The 16,402-nt window shown below is 73.3% G+C and carries 14 protein-coding genes and 1 tRNA gene; 10 read left to right on the forward strand and 5 right to left on the reverse strand.

The window, feature by feature from the left end:
- Positions 1-9 precede the first annotated feature (9 nt).
- The 7 genes from ACZ7GZ_RS04765 to ACZ7GZ_RS04795 all read left to right on the forward strand — a co-directional run bounded on the left by ACZ7GZ_RS04765 (position 10) and on the right by ACZ7GZ_RS04795 (position 6,290).
- A complete protein-coding gene (locus tag ACZ7GZ_RS04765; RefSeq protein ID WP_471020957.1) occupies positions 10-963 on the forward strand; it encodes a phosphatase PAP2 family protein in 954 nt (317 codons plus the stop codon).
- Positions 896-2,053 carry a hypothetical protein gene (locus tag ACZ7GZ_RS04770; RefSeq protein WP_471021242.1) on the forward strand — a complete coding sequence of 386 codons (1,158 nt, stop codon included), beginning with the start codon at positions 896-898 and terminating at the stop codon, positions 2,051-2,053. Before ACZ7GZ_RS04765 ends, ACZ7GZ_RS04770 begins: the two co-directional genes overlap by 68 nt.
- Positions 2,044-3,633, forward strand: coding sequence for a hypothetical protein (locus ACZ7GZ_RS04775; RefSeq protein WP_471020959.1), 1,590 nt, complete (start codon positions 2,044-2,046; stop codon positions 3,631-3,633). Before ACZ7GZ_RS04770 ends, ACZ7GZ_RS04775 begins: the two co-directional genes overlap by 10 nt.
- Entirely contained in the window at positions 3,630-4,967 is a 1,338-nt protein-coding gene (locus tag ACZ7GZ_RS04780) for an AAA domain-containing protein (RefSeq protein ID WP_471020961.1), read from the forward strand. Before ACZ7GZ_RS04775 ends, ACZ7GZ_RS04780 begins: the two co-directional genes overlap by 4 nt.
- 175 nt (positions 4,968-5,142) lie before the next feature.
- The gene (locus ACZ7GZ_RS04785; RefSeq protein WP_471020963.1) at positions 5,143-5,511 is read left to right on the forward strand and encodes a hypothetical protein; all 369 of its coding nucleotides are present in this window, start codon (positions 5,143-5,145) and stop codon (positions 5,509-5,511) included.
- A 145-nt stretch (positions 5,512-5,656) separates the two neighbouring features.
- The gene (locus ACZ7GZ_RS04790; protein ID WP_471020964.1) at positions 5,657-6,226 is read left to right on the forward strand and encodes a bifunctional DNA primase/polymerase; all 570 of its coding nucleotides are present in this window, start codon (positions 5,657-5,659) and stop codon (positions 6,224-6,226) included.
- Positions 6,217-6,290, forward strand: a tRNA-Lys gene (locus ACZ7GZ_RS04795). Before ACZ7GZ_RS04790 ends, ACZ7GZ_RS04795 begins: the two co-directional genes overlap by 10 nt.
- Positions 6,291-6,364: 74 nt before the next feature.
- On the opposite strand, the gene ACZ7GZ_RS04800 is transcribed toward ACZ7GZ_RS04795, so the two are convergent.
- Positions 6,365-7,624, reverse strand: a complete 1,260-nt coding sequence (locus ACZ7GZ_RS04800; RefSeq protein WP_471020966.1) for a M6 family metalloprotease domain-containing protein — start codon at positions 7,622-7,624, stop codon at positions 6,365-6,367.
- Positions 7,625-7,945: 321 nt separating this feature from the next.
- Here ACZ7GZ_RS04800 and ACZ7GZ_RS04805 point away from each other — a divergent pair, with 321 nt between their 5' ends.
- Positions 7,946-9,745: a putative bifunctional diguanylate cyclase/phosphodiesterase gene (locus tag ACZ7GZ_RS04805; protein ID WP_471020968.1), complete on the forward strand. Its 1,800-nt coding sequence runs from the start codon at positions 7,946-7,948 to the stop codon at positions 9,743-9,745.
- Positions 9,746-9,761: 16 nt separating this feature from the next.
- On the opposite strand, the gene ACZ7GZ_RS04810 is transcribed toward ACZ7GZ_RS04805, so the two are convergent.
- The 3 genes from ACZ7GZ_RS04810 to ACZ7GZ_RS04820 all read right to left on the reverse strand — a co-directional run bounded on the left by ACZ7GZ_RS04810 (position 9,762) and on the right by ACZ7GZ_RS04820 (position 12,459).
- Positions 9,762-10,850, reverse strand: a complete 1,089-nt coding sequence (locus ACZ7GZ_RS04810; RefSeq protein WP_471020970.1) for an LLM class flavin-dependent oxidoreductase — start codon at positions 10,848-10,850, stop codon at positions 9,762-9,764.
- Between the two features lie 86 nt (positions 10,851-10,936).
- Positions 10,937-11,671 (reverse strand): maleate cis-trans isomerase family protein, encoded by a 735-nt coding sequence (locus ACZ7GZ_RS04815; protein ID WP_471020972.1) that lies wholly within the window; start codon positions 11,669-11,671, stop codon positions 10,937-10,939.
- Entirely contained in the window at positions 11,668-12,459 is a 792-nt protein-coding gene (locus tag ACZ7GZ_RS04820; protein WP_471021244.1) for a maleate cis-trans isomerase family protein, read from the reverse strand. The genes ACZ7GZ_RS04815 and ACZ7GZ_RS04820 overlap by 4 nt, the downstream gene beginning before the upstream one ends.
- A 151-nt stretch (positions 12,460-12,610) precedes the next feature.
- Between ACZ7GZ_RS04820 and ACZ7GZ_RS04825 the strand changes: the two genes are divergently transcribed.
- Both ACZ7GZ_RS04825 and ACZ7GZ_RS04830 read left to right on the forward strand, forming a co-directional pair.
- Positions 12,611-13,561 (forward strand): D-2-hydroxyacid dehydrogenase, encoded by a 951-nt coding sequence (locus ACZ7GZ_RS04825; protein WP_471020974.1) that lies wholly within the window; start codon positions 12,611-12,613, stop codon positions 13,559-13,561.
- 15 nt (positions 13,562-13,576) lie between these two features.
- Positions 13,577-14,983, forward strand: a complete 1,407-nt coding sequence (locus ACZ7GZ_RS04830; RefSeq protein ID WP_471020977.1) for an amidase — start codon at positions 13,577-13,579, stop codon at positions 14,981-14,983.
- Here the strand turns inward: ACZ7GZ_RS04830 and ACZ7GZ_RS04835 are convergent.
- Positions 14,980-16,302, reverse strand: coding sequence for a hypothetical protein (locus tag ACZ7GZ_RS04835; protein WP_471020979.1), 1,323 nt, complete (start codon positions 16,300-16,302; stop codon positions 14,980-14,982). The two genes, ACZ7GZ_RS04830 and ACZ7GZ_RS04835, sit on opposite strands and share 4 nt — an antisense overlap.
- Positions 16,303-16,402: the final 100 nt, after the last annotated feature.

Here is a 16,402-nt window from a genome sequence, read left to right on the forward strand (position 1 = left end):
GGCGATCGGATGCCGCAGACCGAGACACCGGGCACCGAGGTGACCCCGCGAACCCGGCTGCGCTGGTGGACCGAGCTGCCGCTGATCCTCCTGGTCTACGGCTGCTACTCGGCCGGCCGCCTCCTCGCCCGGGGTGACGTCTCCTCCGCCGTCGACCACGGCCTGGCGATCCTGCGCTTCGAGAAGGCCCTGCACCTCAACGCGGAGCACCCGCTCAACCGGCTGTTCACGCGCGAGCCCTGGCTCGGTGTGCCGGCGGACTTCTGGTACGCCTCGCTGCACTACCTGGTCACGCCGGCCCTCCTGATCTGGCTGTTCCGGGCCCACGCCGAGCACTACCGGCGGGCCCGCACCTGGCTGATGACGTCCACGTTCATCGGCCTGATCGGCTTCACGCTGCTGCCCACCTGCCCGCCCCGGCTGCTCTCCGCCGGCCACGGCTTCGTGGACACCATGGCGCACTACAGCTCGTACGGCTGGTGGGGCGGCGAGGCGAGCGCGCCGCGCGGCATGGGCGGCATGACCAACCAGTACGCGGCGATGCCGAGCCTGCACGTCGGCTGGGCGCTGTGGTGCGGGGTGATGCTGTGGCGCCACGGCCGAACCCGCCTCTCGAAGGTCCTCGCCGTCGGCTACCCGCTGGGGACCGCGCTGGTGGTCATGGGCACCGCCAACCACTACTTCCTCGACGCGGTCGCGGGTGTCGCCGTGATGGGCGCCGGCTTCCTGCTGGCGTCGCCCGTGATGCGGGCCCTGGATCTGCTCCGGTCCCGCCTGCCCCGGCTGTTCCCGCGCCGCACCCCGGTCACGGACGGCACGGGTTCCCCGATTGTCAGTGCCGGATGCCAGACTTCCGCGGGTGAGCGAATTCCACGGCAGCGCCAGGCGCGGCTCGATGCCGGGGCCGAACCGGACACCTCCTCCAGAGACGCGGGAGAACAGGCTCCGACACCGGCTCGCTGAGCTGCGCGGTCCCGACGTACCGGCCAAGGCCCTGGACGCGCGCGCCCTGGCGGCGCTCGCCGCGAACCCCGGGTGCGCCAGGCGGGCGATCCTGGACGGCGCCGGGGTGGACAAGGCGCGGCTGGCGGGCGCGCTGGGCGCGCCGTCCGCGTTCGGTCAGTCGCAGTTCGCGCTGACGCGCGGGAACGCGTTCGAGGCGAAGGTGAAGGCCGACGGCGGCGCCGAGTTGCTCCGGCTGGCGCACGCCCGCCTCGACCCGGACGCCGCGGCGCCGGAAGGGGCCGCCGTACCCGACCTGACCGCGCACGGCCCGCAGGGGCGTACGGCGCGTACGGCGCTGGCGCTGCGCGAGGCCACGCGCGCGGGCGGCTGGACGCTGCTGGACCATCCGATGCTGGCGCTGGACGTGGCCGGTTCGCTCGCCTTCCTGGAGCCCGACGCGGTCGTGGTGCACCCGGACGGCAGTTGGTCGGTGGTGGAGATCAAGTCCTTCCCCCTGCTGGACGGCTCGGCGGACCCGGCGAAGGTCGGCGCGGCGGCCCGGCAGGCGGCGGTGTACGTCCTGGCGCTGGAGGAGGTCGCCGCGCGCCTCGATCCCGTCCCGGTCGTACGGCACCGGGTCCTGCTCGTGTGTCCGAAGGACTTCTCGAACCTGCCCGCGGGCTCCGCCGTCGACGTCCGCAAGCAGCGCGCGGTCACCGCCCGTCAGCTGGCCCGGCTCACCCGGATCGAGGAGATCGCCACGGACCTGCCCGAGGGCCTGTGCTTCGCGCCCGACCGGGGCGCAGAGGAGCTCACGGCGGCCGTGGAGGCGGTCCCGGCGACGTACGCGCCCGAGTGCCTGTCCGCGTGCGAACTGGCCTTCCACTGCCGGGAACGCTCCCGCGCGGAGGGCGCCGTCACCCGTCTCGGCCGTCCCCTGCGTGCCGAACTGGGCGGTCTGACCACGGTCGAGGACGTCCTCGCGGCGGCCCGCGGCGAGACCGGCGACCCGGACGACCCCGCGGTCGCGGCGCTGCGCCGGGCGGCTGTCCTGCGCGCGGAGGCGCTGACGGACGCGGCCCACCGGGAGGTCGCCCCGTGTCCCTGATCACCACCCTCGCCCGGCTCGAGGCCGTCGCCACCGGCCGGGCCCAGCCCGCCGCGACCGTCCGGCACCGGCATCTGTCCCCGCGCCCCCTGGTGTTCGTGCCGCTCACCACCGCCGGTGAGGCCGGCGCCCCGCTCGGCGCGCTCGTCGGCACCGACCGGGACGCCCCGCGTCTGCTGGTCGTACCGCAGCCCCGCGACCGCGACCTGCGCTTCACGTTCCTCGCCGACCTGGCCGACGTCGTCCTGCCGTACGTCGACTCCTGCGCCCAGTCCGTGGAGGCGGCCGAACGCACGGAGACCGACCCGGAGACCGGCAAGCGGGTCAAGGTCGAGGTGGAGCTGTGCGCGGACGCGCCCCAGCTGATCGTGCCGAGCCGCGCGGGCCTGGACTTCGTACGGCTGCTGGGCCGCTCGATGCGGTTCCGCCGTACGGCCGAGCAGGACCCGGAGGCGCCCTACCCGGCGCCGCCCCGGGTGCCGCTGCTCGGCCGGTGGCTGACCCACTACGGCGAGCGGTCCCGGGTCCCCGGCTCCTCGCTCCTCCTGGCCCTGACCGATCTGCTGTCCCGGCACTGGGCGACCGGCCAGTCCGGTCTGGAGGACCAGCACCTGGGGGCGCTGCTCGCCTGGATCGACCCCCCGGAGGGCACCTCCGGCGCCGGGGCGGCACGCCGGGCCGAGCTGGCACGGGACGCGGCCGGCCAGCTGCTGTGCCCGCCCGCCGGTCCCGCCACCGACCCGGCGTTCGACAACAAGCTGCTGGCTCCGGCGATAGAGCGCTACGACCGCGCACGCGGGGCACTCGCCGCCGCCGAGGACGCCCTGACCGCCGACGACCGACTGGCCGCGCTGACGGCGGCCGAGCGGGAGATCCGCGACCTGGTGGCAAGCCGCACCCGGCCCACCTGGGACGCGGTGTGGCGGGGCCTGGACCTGCTGCGGGCGCTGCCGGAGGGTGCGCACGTCGAGGAGCGCTGGACCCGGGACCGCTGGTCCTTCACCGGCCACCGCGACCGGGTGCTGGCGGGCGAGCCCCCGCAGCCGCGCCGGGACGACGCGGTGACGGCGGCGAACAAGCTGGCCACGCGCGAGCGCGAGCAGGCCCGGCTGGAGGCGCAGGAGGCACTGGACGATCCGCTGGTGATGGCGGGGCGGCGGCTGGCCGGGGAGGCGTTCGCGGGCGAGGTGACCGATGTCGTGATGGCGTACAGCGAGGGCAGGCGGCCCGCCCCGCGCCCGCTGGTGACGGTCCGCACGGACGACCGGCCGCATCTCGCCGAACGCGCGAGGGTGTACCGCTCGCTGGGCGGCAAGCCGCAGTCGGCGGAGTTCGTCGGACACGACTCCGAGGACACCCTCGTGCTGCGGATCGTGGACAAGATGGGGCGCGGCAAGGAGCCCGAGCCCGGGTCCGTGCCGGAGAAGGGCGACCGGGTGTGCTTCACCCTCTTCGAGCACGAGCAGCGCGGTGGCGCGAAGCTGCCCGACCCGCAGGAGACCCCGTGGACACACGGCGGCCCGCCGGGTGAGGCCGTACCGGAGGCACCCGACACCGTGACCGCGGAGGACGTGCTGTGACGACCGTCGACTTCGATCCCGGGGCCGCCGCCGCCCGCGCCACCGACGCGATCCTCCACGACACCCTGCACGGCGGCGAGCGCGGTGTGGTCGTGGACTCCCCGCCCGGCGCGGGCAAGTCCACGCTGGTGGTCCGCGCGGCGCTGGAACTGGCCGGGGCGGGCCGCCCGTTGATGGTGGTGGCACAGACGAACGCCCAGGTGGACGATCTCGTTCTCCGGCTCGCCGAGAAGAACCCGGACCTGCCGGTCGGCCGGCTGCACAGCAGCGACACCGACGCCTATGACAAGGCGCTGGACGCTCTGCCGCAGGTGCGCACGTCCGCGAAGGCGGCCGACCTGAACGGCCTGCCGGTCGTGCTGTCCACGGCGGCGAAGTGGGCGCATGTGAAGGTCGACGAGCCATGGCGGCACGCGATCGTGGACGAGGCGTACCAGATGCGTTCGGACTCCCTGCTGGCCGTGGCGGGGCTCTTCGAGCGGGCGCTGTTCGTCGGCGACCCCGGCCAGCTGGACCCGTTCGCGATCGTCGGCAGCGAGCAGTGGGCGGGCCTGTCGTACGACCCCTCGGCGTCCGCCGTGACCACCCTCCTGGCCCACAACCCGGGCCTGCCGCAGCACCGCCTCCCGGTCTCCTGGCGCCTCCCTTCCTCCGCGGCCCCCCTGGTCTCGGACGCCTTCTACCCCTACACGCCCTTCCGCAGCGGCACCGATCACGGCGACCGCCGCCTCACCTTCGCCGTCGCCTCCGACGGCTCCGGCCCGGACCAGGTGATCGACGAGGCGGCGGAATCCGGCTGGGGCCTGCTGGAACTGCCCGCCCGGCACACGCCGCGCACGGACCCGGAGGCGGTGCATGCCGTGGCCACGGTCGTACGCCGCCTGCTGGACCGAGGCGGCGCGGCGATCTCCGAACGCTCGCCCTCCCCCACCCCCCTCACCGCCGACCGCGTCGCCGTCGGCACGGCTCACCGCGACCAGGCGGCGGCGGTCCGCACGGCCCTCGCCGAGCTGGGCGTGGCGGATGTCACCGTCGACACCGCGAACCGTCTCCAGGGCCGGGAGTACGACATCACGGTCGTCCTGCACCCGCTCTCCGGCCGCCCCGACGCCACGGCCTTCCACCTGGAGACCGGCCGCCTGTGCGTCCTGGCCTCCCGGCACCGCCACGCCTGCATCGTGGTCTGCCGCGCGGGCGTGAGCGACCTCCTGGACGACTATCCGTCCACGGAACCGGTCCAGCTGGGCACACTGGTGAAGTTTCCGGACGGCTGGGAGGCGAACCACGCGGTGCTGTCCCACCTGGCGGAACACCGCGTGACCTGGCGACCATGACCGAGCCCGGCCGCGCCGCCCCCCACCCCGGGAGGCGAACCACGCGGTGCTCTCCCACCTCGCGGAACACCGCGTGAACCGGCGGCCATGAGGGGCCCTTGCGCCCGCGCGGGACAATGGACGGTGGCCCGTCCGAAGGCGGTGCCCAGCGAACCGTACGAGGAGGAGACAAGACATGGCGGAGCCCACGCCGCGTCGTAACGAACCGCGGCTACGCCCCGCGCCTCTCATCTTCGAGCCCGCGGAGGCGGCCACCGATCCCGAGCACTTCTTCGACCTGGAGTCGATCGAGGATCCGCGGGCGCTGCTGGCCCGGGCCACGGAGCTGACCCAGGCGTTCCGCGCGGCTGCCGACCGGGCCGTGGAGTTCCAGGCCGTCGCGGCGGCCCAGCTCGCCGACCCGCGCCGGTTCGACCGGCTGACCCCGGCGGACATCGCCGCGCGCGCGGAGTGGACCGAGGACTACGCGAAGAAGATGGTCGAGTTCGGGCGGGATCTCCTGCGCGGCAACGCCGAGGGCCGGACCACCGCCGACCCGGTGTGACCCCGCGCCCGCGTCAACACGGAGCCCGCGAGTAACCCCATGTGGCATATGCCAGGGGGGCAAGATACTCCTCCCCCTCCGCCCCTGTCCCGAGTTTCGGCAACTCAGGAGAACGACCCGCTCACGCCGGGTACATCTGGGTGGCATGAGCAGCGCACCGAACGTCACCCGGGTCACCTCCGACGGAGTCGACTGGCTCGCCTCGGCGGCGACGTATCCACGCAGCACGCTCGCCCTCTGGGAGGAGAGCCCGGACGCCCCCGTCGTCCTGCCCTGCGGCACCGTCTTCGACGTGGTGAGCGCGCCGGCGATCTTCGGCCGCCGGATGCTGGACCGGCTCTGGGACGACGGCCCGGGCTCGGGGCCGGTCGCGGTGTTCCGGGGCCGTGTGCTGCTGTTCGCCGCACCGGGCACGGCCCAGCGGCTGCCCTCGCTGCTGGCGTGGGAGGAGTGGGGCTCGAACCGCACGGAGGCGGTGCCGCCGCTGCTGTGCCACGGCACCGGCGACGCGGTGACCGTCCCGGCCCCCACCGGGGACGACGGCGCCGGCACCGCCCGCTGGCTGGTCGCCCCGGACACGCGCCACCCCTGGCTGCCGGGCCCCGAGGTGGTGCTCTGGGCGGCCGTACGGGCGGCTCGCGCAGCCGTGCGGATTTCGATTTTTCCTCCCGCCGACCAGGATGCTAAGGTCTACGACGTCAGCAGGCGCCGCTAGCTCAGTTGGTTAGAGCAGCTGACTCTTAATCAGCGGGTCCGGGGTTCGAGTCCCTGGCGGCGCACGATGGCGAGTGGCGAGGCATGTCCACGGAAAGCGTGGACATGCCTCGCCATCGTCGTTTCCGGCCGGGAGAAGTCAGCCGGCGATGCGCGGTGTGATCCGTACCGTCCACGCCCCCGACGCCGTCCTCCCCTCCACCTCCACCTGTACACCCTGCCCGGGCACGGTGAAGCTTTCGCCGAGGGCGACCGGGGCGTCGGCGAGGGGCGGGTAGACCGAGTCCTCCCAGCAGCCCTCGCTGCGCGGGTGGGCGTCCACCACCTCCACCGGGCCGCCGCCGGACTCCGCTCCGCTTCTGATCCGGTACACGAGCACCCCCTGCCGGCAGCCGGCCCGGTCGTTGCCGGCCGGGCCGCGCGCCTCGAAGCCCAGGGCGCTGTCGGGCCCGGTGCGCACGATCGCCAGCTTCACCCCGTGCCCGAGTCCGAAGGCCGGGGCGCCCGCCGCGCCCTGCGCCGGGATCTCCGGGCCGGCCTCCAGCGGCTCCAGGGTCAGCCGGGTCGACCCCGCGCCGCGCACGCACACCACCTGGCGCGGATCCAGCCAGCCCAGCTTCCACTTGTGCCAGGCGAACAGGTCGGGTGAGAGCCCGAACTGGCTGCCCATCAGGTCCCAGTCGCCGACGTAGGTGTCCCAGTCGCCCTTGCCGTCGACGGGGCGGTGATAGAGGTCCGGCAGGTCGAACACGTGACCGGTCTCGTGGGCGAGGACGAGACGGTCCGGCGGGTGCTTCTCGAAGACCGTGACGACCCGGCGGATGTCCGTGCCGTCCACGTGCACGGGCGCGTCGAGGTTCACGACCTTCGTGGCGTCGGAGTCGACGCCGGGCGCGTCCGGATCCGCGACGAGGTAGACGACCCGGTAGCGGGAGAAGTCGACCTCCCGGTCGGCGACCGAGAACGCGTCGCGCAGATAGGCGGCCCGGTCCTCCACGCTCCAGTCCCGCCTTATGGCGTACGCCGTGGACGGCCGGGGCATGCGCAGCCAGTGCTTCAGCGGGTGCGGGCGGAGGGTGAACCTGCCGTAGGAGGCCTGCTCGAAGTAGCGGCTGGTGGCCGGGAAGTGGTCGGCGGTCAGCTGGGCGGGGGTGGTGCGCGGGGCGGCGTCCGGGAAGGACAGGAAGACCATCACGGCGTCGAGCACGCCGGTGGGGCGGGCGTAGTCGGGGTTCCAGGTGTCGACGCCCTCGGAGTGGTGGGCGTCGGTGCGGTGCAGGGCGCAGGGGGTGGTGGAGAAGGGCTCGGCGACCGACGGGCCGCTGAGGATCGACGTCGCGGCGAGCGCCGACAGCGTGGTGCACACGGCGGCGGTGCTGCGCAGCTTGGGCACGGACATGACCTCCGGACGCGGTTCGGCGGGACCCGCATCCAGATTGCTGTGATGTGTTGCGTTATGGCCTGTTTACCTGCACCACAAGGGTGAGTGCGCCCCCTGATGCTCCGGCGCGCTCCGGCGCCCGACACCCCGGAACACTCACGGAACGTCACAACTGGTCGAGGGCCTGAAGAACCCGTCCAGGCGCGGGCAGAAACGATCTGTCAGAACCTGTGTTCGGTCCGGGACACTGGACACCGGCTGGAAGGGCCCGGGGCCAGCCTCTATGATCGGCACACTTTCCGGCACGGACATCGATCGAGTGCACTGCGGGAGCGAGCGGTGAGCGGAACGTCCGAAGGGCCGACGCCCGCGGCAGACCTCGACCGGTCAGCCGTCACAGACAGTGACCACACCACCTACCACCGTGTCTTCGCGACGGCCCCGCTCGCCATGGCCGTCGTGGACCGCGCCGGGCTCGTCACCGGTGCGAACGCGGCCTTCGGCGAGCTGCTCGGCACCGATCCGGACACACTCACCGGGCGGGTCGCCGCCGATCTGGTGGACCTGGCCTCGGACACCCGGAGCTGGCACGCCTACCGCGAGGTGCTGCGCGGCCGGCAGGCGAAGCTGCGCTGCACCCGCCGGCTGAAACATCCCGAGGGGCACTCGGTGTGGGTGCAGGTGACCGTCGCCCCGTTGAACGGTGAGGCCGCGGTCCTGCTGTCCGTCGCCGACATCAGCGCCCGCCGCGAACTCCAGGCGCGGCTGCGGCACTTGCAGATGCACGACCCGGTGACCCGGCTGCCCAACCGCACGCTGTTCTTCGAGCGGCTTTCGGGCGCGCTGGAGGCGGAGTCGTACGAGCAGAGCGGCACCGGCCGGATCGGCCTGTGTTATCTGGACCTCGACGGCTTCAAGGCGGTCAACGACACCCTCGGCCACCGCGTCGGCGACCGGCTGCTCGCGGCCGTCGCCGAGCGCCTGACCCGGGTGGCCGACGAGGCCGGCTACGCCCGCGCCGTGACCCCGCTGGTGGCTCGCCTCGGCGGGGACGAGTTCGCCCTGCTCGTGGAGGACTCCACCGGCACCGAGCAGCTCGCCGAACTCGCCGAGGCGGCACTGAAGGCGCTGGAGGAACCCTTCGATCTGGCCGGTCAGCGGCTGTCGTTGACCGCCTCCATCGGTGTCGTCGAACGGCACGCGGCGGGGACGACGGCCACCGGCCTGATGCAGGCCGCGGATACGACGCTGTACTGGGCGAAGGCCGACGGCAAGGCCCGCTGGACCCTGTTCGACCCCGAGCGCAACGCGCACCGGATGACCCGTCAGGCCCTGTCGTCCACTCTGCGCCCCGCCATCGACCGCGGCGAATTCGCGCTCGAATACCAGCCGTTGGTCGGCATGGAGGACGGACGCCTCTCCGGGGTCGAGGCGTTGATCCGCTGGAATCATCCTCAGTTCGGCACACTGACGCCGAATCGGTTCATCGGACTGGCCGAGGAGGACGGCTCGATCGTGCAGCTCGGCCGCTGGGCGCTGAACACCGCCTGCCGCCAGGCCCGCCGCTGGCAGCTGGCCCACCCCGACGAGCCGCCCATCTTCGTCAGCGTCAACGTGGCCGTACGGCAGGTGTGGGACTCCGACCTGGTGGCCGACGTGGCGGAGGTCCTCACCGAGACCGGACTGGCCCCGCATCTGCTGCAGCTGGAGCTGACCGAGTCCGCGGTGATGGGCTCGGCCGGCCGCCCGCTGCAGGCCCTGCAGGCGCTCAGCGACATGGGCGTGCGCATCGCCATCGACGACTTCGGCACCGGCTACTCGAACCTCGCCTACCTCAGCCGGCTGCCGGTCTCGACACTGAAGCTGGACGGGTCCTTCGTGCGCGGGTTCCAGTACGAGGCCGACAAGAACCCCGCTATCACCGCCAACCCCGCCGACATGGTCATCGTCGAGGCGATGATCCAGCTGGCCCACCGGCTCGGCATCACCGTCACCGCCGAGTGCGTGGAGACCTCCGCCCAGGCCACCCGGCTGCGCCGCATCGGCTGCGACACCGGCCAGGGCTGGCTGTACTCCCGTCCGGTGCCGCCGGATCGTATCTCCGAGCTGCTGGGGGCTCAGGCCTGCACGCAGGCCTGAGCCTCGCGGGCCTCGCTCAGCGCGCCGGCAGCCCGTAGGCGTCCGCGATCAACTCGTAGGAGCGCAGGCGCAGTTCGCCGCGGTGGGCGTGGCTGACCAGCATCAGCTCGTCGGCACCCGTGCGCTTGTGCAGATCGTCCAGACCCGAGCGGACCTCGTCGGCGGTGCCGTGCACGATGTTGGCCGTCCAGGAGGTGATGAACTCCTCCTCCATCGGACTGAACCCGTGCTTCTCGGCCTCCTCCGGATCGGGGAACAGGCCCGGCCGGCCGGTGCGCAGCCGGAGCATGTTCAGGGCCACCGCCCGGGTCTGGCGGCGGGCCTCGCGCGCGTCGTCGGTGGCGAGGGCGGAGACGCCGATGAGGGCGTACGGCTCGTCGAGGACCGCGGAGGGGCGGAAGGTCTGCCGGTACAGGTCCAGGGCCGGGATGGTGTTCTGCGCCGAGAAGTGGTGCGCGAAGGCGAACGGCAGGCCCAGCATTCCGGCCAGGCGGGCGCTGAAGCCGGAGGAGCCGAGCAGCCAGACCGGCGGCCGGTGCGGGGACTGGACGCCGCCGGGGGCGCTGCCCTGGACCGGGCCGGGGATCGCGTGCACACGCCGGTACGGATGCCCGTCGGGGAAGTCGTCGTCCAGGAAGCGGGTGAGTTCCGCGAGCTGCTGCGGGAAGTCGTCGGCACCCTCGTCGAGCGTGTCGGTGCGGCGGAGCGCGGCGGCCGTGGCCCCGTCCGTGCCCGGCGCCCGGCCGAGGCCCAGGTCGATCCGCCCCGGCGCCATCGCCTCCAGCGTGCCGAACTGCTCGGCGATCACCAGTGGGGCGTGGTTGGGCAGCAGGACGCCGCCCGAGCCGAGCCGGATCCGGTCGGTGTGGGCGGCGAGGTGGGCGAGGATCACGGCGGGCGAGGAGGAGGCGACACCGGGCATGGAGTGGTGCTCGGCGACCCAGTACCGGTGGAAGCCGCGCGACTCCGTCAGCCGGGACAGCGCCACGCTGGTGCGCAGGGCGTCGGTGGCGGTACTGCCCGCGCCGACGGTCACCAGGTCCAGTACGGAGAGGGGGACGGGGGCGGTCCCGTACGTCGTGCCCCGGATCTCGTCTGCCGACACGGTGTGGGCCTCCTGTTTGTGGCGTGGCTGTCCTGGGGTGCCGTAACAGGAGGCAGTCTCCGGTTATTCCTCTTCCTGCTCGCCGGTCAACGGACCTGCACGATCGGCTCCCTCGTGAACAGCGTCCCCAGCGCCGGCGCGTTCACCCGGCGGTCGGCGAGCCGCAGCCCCTCCCACACCGTGACCTGGTTCGCCGTGAGCACCGGCTTGGACAGCGCCTTCTCCAGCAACGGCAGATGCGCGGCCGTGTGCAGGGCGGTGTCCGGGAGCAGTACCGCCTCCGCGTCCGGGACGTCCGCCGCCCGCGCCAGCGTCAGCACGTCCTCCTCGCCCCACGTGCCGACCTCCGCGGCCGTGACGATTCCGGACGACCGCATCCCGGTCACCTCCAGGCCCCCGACCCGCAGGAAGTCCGCGAACAGCGCGGCCACCTCGTCCGGATAGGTCGCCCCGACCGCGACCCGCCGCACCCCGAGCTCCCGGGCCGCGTGCACGAAGGCGAACGAGGTCGAGGACGCGGGCATCCCGGCCAGCCGGGCGAGCGTCCGTACCTGCTCCTGCGCGCCCTCCCAGCCGTGCACGAAGCCGCCGCTGGTGCAGGCCCACACCACCGTCTCGGCACCGGTCAGCCGCAGCCCCTGCATACCCGCCGCGAGCCGCTCGGCGGACCCCATCTCGCGCAGGGCCGCCACCCGGTGCGCGTCCTCGCCGATGTCGGTGTGGACCAGGTCCACCCGGATGTCGCTGCCCAGGAGCTGCTCGATGCGTGGATAGTCGTCCTCGGCGGAGTGGCCCGGGTAGAGGAATCCGAGTGCGGTCATGTCCAGCCTTCCTGCGTCTCTTCCGGCAGTACGGGGGGCCAGGCACGCGCGGCCTCGTCCAGCAGCGCCTGATAGGGCCCCACGGCTCGGGTACCCAGTCGGCGTAGCGCAGCCCACATCGTGACCTGGTTGGCGGAGAGGACCGGGATGCGCAGCTCGGCCTCCAGCTGGGGGATCACGTCGTACGTCGGCAGGTTGGTGCAGGAGATGAACAGCGCGTCGGCGGCGCCGGGGCCGACGACCGCCTGCCGCGCCATGGCGACGACGTCCCGGTACGGCACCCGCCAGATGTGCCGGGTCAGCCCCATGAAGGCACACCCGGTGACCCGCACGCCCGCCTCTGCGACGAACTCCTCCAGCGCCCGGGTCACGGACACCGTGTACGGCGTGACCAGCGCGACCCGTCGTATCCGCAGCTCGGCCAGCGCCTCCAGCAGCGCACCGGAGGTGGTCACGGAGGGGGGCGCGCCCGCCAGGCTCATCGCCGCGCGCATCGCCCGTTCCCCGGCGATCCCGCCGACGAAACTGCCGGAGGTGCAGGCGTAGGCGACGGCCTCGGGCGCGACGGCGGTCAGCGCGCGCACGGCGTCACCGAGTGTCTCGTGCTCGCTCACCAGCCGGGCCAGGTCCAGGCTCACCTCCACCGGCACGAACGGGGTCCGGGTCAGATGCAGCGACACCTCGTCCGGCACCCAGCGCCACAGCTCGCGGTCGAGGGCGAAGTCGAAGGGAGCCACCACGCCGACACCGCGCTGGGGGCGGGGGCCGCCGAGAAAGGAGACGTCCATGGCTGGCACCGGCCTCACGCTGGGAGACGAGTGGGCAACGGATCGCGAGTACGCCCGTGTTGACGAAGGTAGATTCGGGTGCGAGCGTGGTCAATCCGCGCATGTCACCCCGCATGCCACCGCATACGTCAGACGCCGGGAGCCGCCCCGTATGACGCCCCTGCCCACCGTCCTCGTCCTGGACGCCGAGCCGCCGCCCCGGCTCGGCCGGCTCACCGGCCGCGCCCGGATCGTGCACACCGACGCCGCGCACCTGGCCGAGCGGCTGCCGGCCGCGGACGTGCTCCTGGTCTGGGACTTCACCTCGCACGCGGTCCGCGAGGCCTGGCCGGGGGACGGGCCGAGGCCTGCCTGGGTGCACACGGCGAGCGCGGGCGTGGACCATCTGATGTGCCCGGAACTCGCCGCGTCCGGCACGGTGGTCACCAATGCGCGCGGGATCTTCGACCAGCCGATCGCCGAGTACGTGGCGGCCCTGGTCCTGGCGGTCGCCAAGGACCTGCCGCGCACGCTGGAGTACCAGCGGGAGCGGACCTGGCGGCACCGGGAGGGCCGGCGGGTGGCGGGCACGCGCGCGTGCGTGGTCGGCTCGGGCCCGATCGGCCGGGAGATCGTCCGCACCCTGAAGGCGCTGGGCGTGACGACGGCGCTGGTCGGGCGGGTGCCACGGACCGGCATCCACGGCCCGGCCGACCTGGACCGGCTGATCTCCCGCGCGGACTGGGTGATCGCGGCGGCGCCGCTCACCGAGGAGACGTACCGCATGTTCGACCGCCGCCGTTTCGGCGTGATGCAGCCGTCGGCGTTCTTCGTCAACGTCGGTCGGGGTGCTCTGGTGGACGAGGAGGCCCTCGCGCACGCCCTGACCCGGCGCTGGATCGCGGGCGCCGCACTGGACGTGTTCACCACCGAACCCCTGCCCGACGACAGCCCGTTGTGGACCCTGCCGGGGCTGGTCGTCTCCCCGCACATGAGCGGCGACACGGTCGGCTGGCGGGACGAACTGGGTGCGCAGTTCGTCGAGTTGTACGACCGCTGGGCGGCGGGCAGATCACTGGTGAACGTGGTCGACAAACAGCGTGGTTACGTGCCCGGTCACTGACCTCTTGGAGGGTGCATGCAGCTCACCGACCTCACCGCCGCACAGCTCATCGACGGTTACCGCAAGGGTGAGTTCAGTCCCGTGGAGGCGACCGGGCAGGCCCTGGAACGGGCGCGGCACAGCGGGCCGGAGGTGAACGCGTTCGTGCGGCTCACCGAGGAGGACGCGCTGGCACGGGCGCGGGAGTCGGAGGGGCGCTGGCGGCGCGGTGAGCCGGCCGGCCTGGTGGACGGCGTACCGGTGACGGTGAAGGACCTCCTGCTCCTGCGCGGCCACCCGACCCTGCGCGGCTCGAGGACGGTCTCCGAGCAGGGCACCTGGGACGAGGACGCCCCCTCGGTGGCACGGCTGCGGGAGCACGGCGCGGTGTTCCTGGGCAAGACGACGACCCCCGAGTTCGGCTGGAAGGGCGTGACCGACTCCCCGCTCACCGGGATCACCCGCAACCCGCACGACCACTCCCGCACGGCCGGCGGCTCCAGCGGGGGCAGCGCGGCGGCCGTGGCGCTCGGCGCGGGCCCGCTGTCGCTGGGCACGGACGGCGGCGGCAGCATCCGTATCCCGGCCGCGTTCTGCGGGATCTTCGGGCTGAAGCCGACGTACGGCCGGGTGCCGCTGTATCCGGCGAGCCCGTTCGGCACGCTGTCGCACGTGGGCCCGATGACCCGGGACGCGGCCGACGCGGCCCTGCTGCTGGACGTCATCGCCGGGGCCGACCCGCGCGACTGGTCCGGGCTGCCGCCCGCGCCGGGTCCCTTCACCGAGGCGCTGGATGGGGGCGTGCGGGGGCTGCGGGTGGCGTACTCGCCGTCGCTGGGCGGGCAGGTGGCGGTCCAGCCGGCGGTCGCTGCGGCCGTCCGGCGGGCGGTGGCGCGGCTCGCGGACCTCGGGGCGTACGTCGAGGAGGCCGATCCCGACTTCAGCGAGCCGCTGGAGGCGTTCCACGTCCTGTGGTTCAGCGGCGCGGCCCGGCTCACCGAGCGGTTCTCGCCGCGGCGCCGCCAGCTCATGGACCCGGGCCTGCGCGAGATCTGCGCGCAGGGCGCCCGGTACAGCGCGCTGGACTACCTGGCCGCGGTGGACGCCCGCATGGACCTGGGCCGCCGCATGGGCCGCTTCCACGAACGCTACGACCTGCTGGTGACGCCGACCGTGCCGGTGACGGCGTTCGAGGCGGGGGCGGAGGTGCCGGCCCGCTCCGCCTTCCGGCGCTGGACGGGCTGGACACCGTTCACCTACCCGTTCAACCTCACCCAGCAGCCCGCGGCGACCGTCCCGGTGGGCACGGACGCAGACGGCTTGCCGGTCGGCATGCAGCTCATCGCCGCCCGCCACCGGGACGACCTGGTGCTGCGGGCGGCGCACGCGCTGTACGAGGCGAAGGCGGCTTCAGCGACGCCGGTCACCGGCGTCCGGGCCTAGCCCTTGTGCCGGTAGACCACCAGGTACGGCACATTGCCCTCGTTGTGGACGAAGACACCGACCCCGGCGAAGTCGGCGATCGGTACCTCGGAGCCGCCGGGCAGTGCCTTCGGGGTACCCGTGGCCAGGGGGAGCTGGACGGGGGCCGTGGTCCCCGTCAGGCTGTCCTTGGTGAGCGAGGTGCCGTAGGCGGTGCCGTCGTCGGTGACGGAGACGAAGCTGAGGGGCTTGCTGTCGTCGGTCTCCTCGAAGCAGTACCCCTTCTTCGACTTGAGGTCGAAGGCGAGGTGCTCCGAGACGAGGTACCGGCCGTTCGGGGAGAGCGCGGGCCGGGGGTTGTCCGCCGTCGGGACGGACGGCTTGGCGCACAGCACGGACGCCTGGACCCGGCCGGTCCTGCTGTCCAGCACGGCCCACACGTTGTGGTCGCCGAAGTTCTTCTGCTCCCAGCGGGCGATGAGATACCCAGCGGTGCCGGGCCACACCTCACCGGTCGCGTGATCGGCCTCGGGGGGCGCGATCCGGTCGTCGTTCCAGGTGCCGGGTATGCCGAACGCGCCGGCCCCCTCGTTGGCCACCACCGGGTCCCGTTCCGTCAGGGCGGCGATGTCGTTGCCGATGTCGTCGGAACACGCCGGACAGGCGGGCGGCGTGAGGGAACCCGTGTCGTACGTGGTGGTGCGGCCCGTGGCCACGTCCACGGCGATCCTGCGCTTGTCCGCCACGGGCACCAGCAGGCGTTCCCCGCCGTCGGTGACGTCGTCCGCGTCGAACTCGGTCGCCGGAAGCTCGACATGGTGCGCGGGCGCGACCGCGTCGCCCGAGCCGTCGGCGGCGTAGATGTCCACGGCGTACACGTTCTTCGCCTTGGACAGGGCGTCCTCGCCCTGCTTCCCCCGGGACCAGGTCACCAGGTATTCCCTGCCGCCGGCCGTGGCGACGAACACGCGGGGCGCCTCGCCCTCGAACATGTTCTTGAACGGCTTGCCCGCCCAGCGGACCCGGCCCGTCACCGCGTCCCGCACGGTCACCCGGTAGGCGGATCCGTCGCCGGACCCCTCGGTGGTCATCGTGGCCACCGCGCCGGTCTTCGGCAGCATGACGTACGAACCGAGCTGCTTCTCCGAAAGCTGCCAGCCCCGTGAGGTGTCGTACCCGGCCGGGACGGCGAGCCTCGGCAAGGGCGCCGGTGCCGAGGCGTGCGCGGAGGGCTTCTTGTCGCCGCCGGCGGTCTTCGCCGTTCCCGATCCGCCGCCGCAGGCCGCGAGCGACCCGATGGCGATGACGGTGACGGACGCCTTGGCGAGTACCGATCTCATGCACTGCCCTTTCCCTCTGCGCGGAGGACAGCCCACGACCCGAACCGCCTCCCCCGATGGCGTGATCTTGACAAGAAGACTACCGCCGGGAGGCGCGCGC

It is taken from the genome of Streptomyces sp. NPDC037288 (assembly GCF_055603265.1).

What these genes read in the sequence shown, in the direction of transcription:
- ACZ7GZ_RS04825 (WP_471020974.1), top strand. Translation starts at nt 12,611, where the DNA reads ATGACGCCCCTGCCCACCGTCCTCGTCCTGGACGCCGAGCCGCCGCCC.
- ACZ7GZ_RS04820 (WP_471021244.1), bottom strand. Translation starts at nt 12,459, where the DNA reads ATGGACGTCTCCTTTCTCGGCGGCCCCCGCCCCCAGCGCGGTGTCGGC.
- ACZ7GZ_RS04830 (WP_471020977.1), top strand. Translation starts at nt 13,577, where the DNA reads ATGCAGCTCACCGACCTCACCGCCGCACAGCTCATCGACGGTTACCGC.
- ACZ7GZ_RS04835 (WP_471020979.1), bottom strand. Translation starts at nt 16,302, where the DNA reads ATGAGATCGGTACTCGCCAAGGCGTCCGTCACCGTCATCGCCATCGGG.
- ACZ7GZ_RS04785 (WP_471020963.1), top strand. Translation starts at nt 5,143, where the DNA reads ATGGCGGAGCCCACGCCGCGTCGTAACGAACCGCGGCTACGCCCCGCG.
- ACZ7GZ_RS04765 (WP_471020957.1), top strand. Translation starts at nt 10, where the DNA reads ATGCCGCAGACCGAGACACCGGGCACCGAGGTGACCCCGCGAACCCGG.
- ACZ7GZ_RS04815 (WP_471020972.1), bottom strand. Translation starts at nt 11,671, where the DNA reads ATGACCGCACTCGGATTCCTCTACCCGGGCCACTCCGCCGAGGACGAC.
- ACZ7GZ_RS04790 (WP_471020964.1), top strand. Translation starts at nt 5,657, where the DNA reads ATGAGCAGCGCACCGAACGTCACCCGGGTCACCTCCGACGGAGTCGAC.
- ACZ7GZ_RS04800 (WP_471020966.1), bottom strand. Translation starts at nt 7,624, where the DNA reads ATGTCCGTGCCCAAGCTGCGCAGCACCGCCGCCGTGTGCACCACGCTG.
- ACZ7GZ_RS04770 (WP_471021242.1), top strand. Translation starts at nt 896, where the DNA reads ATGCCGGGGCCGAACCGGACACCTCCTCCAGAGACGCGGGAGAACAGG.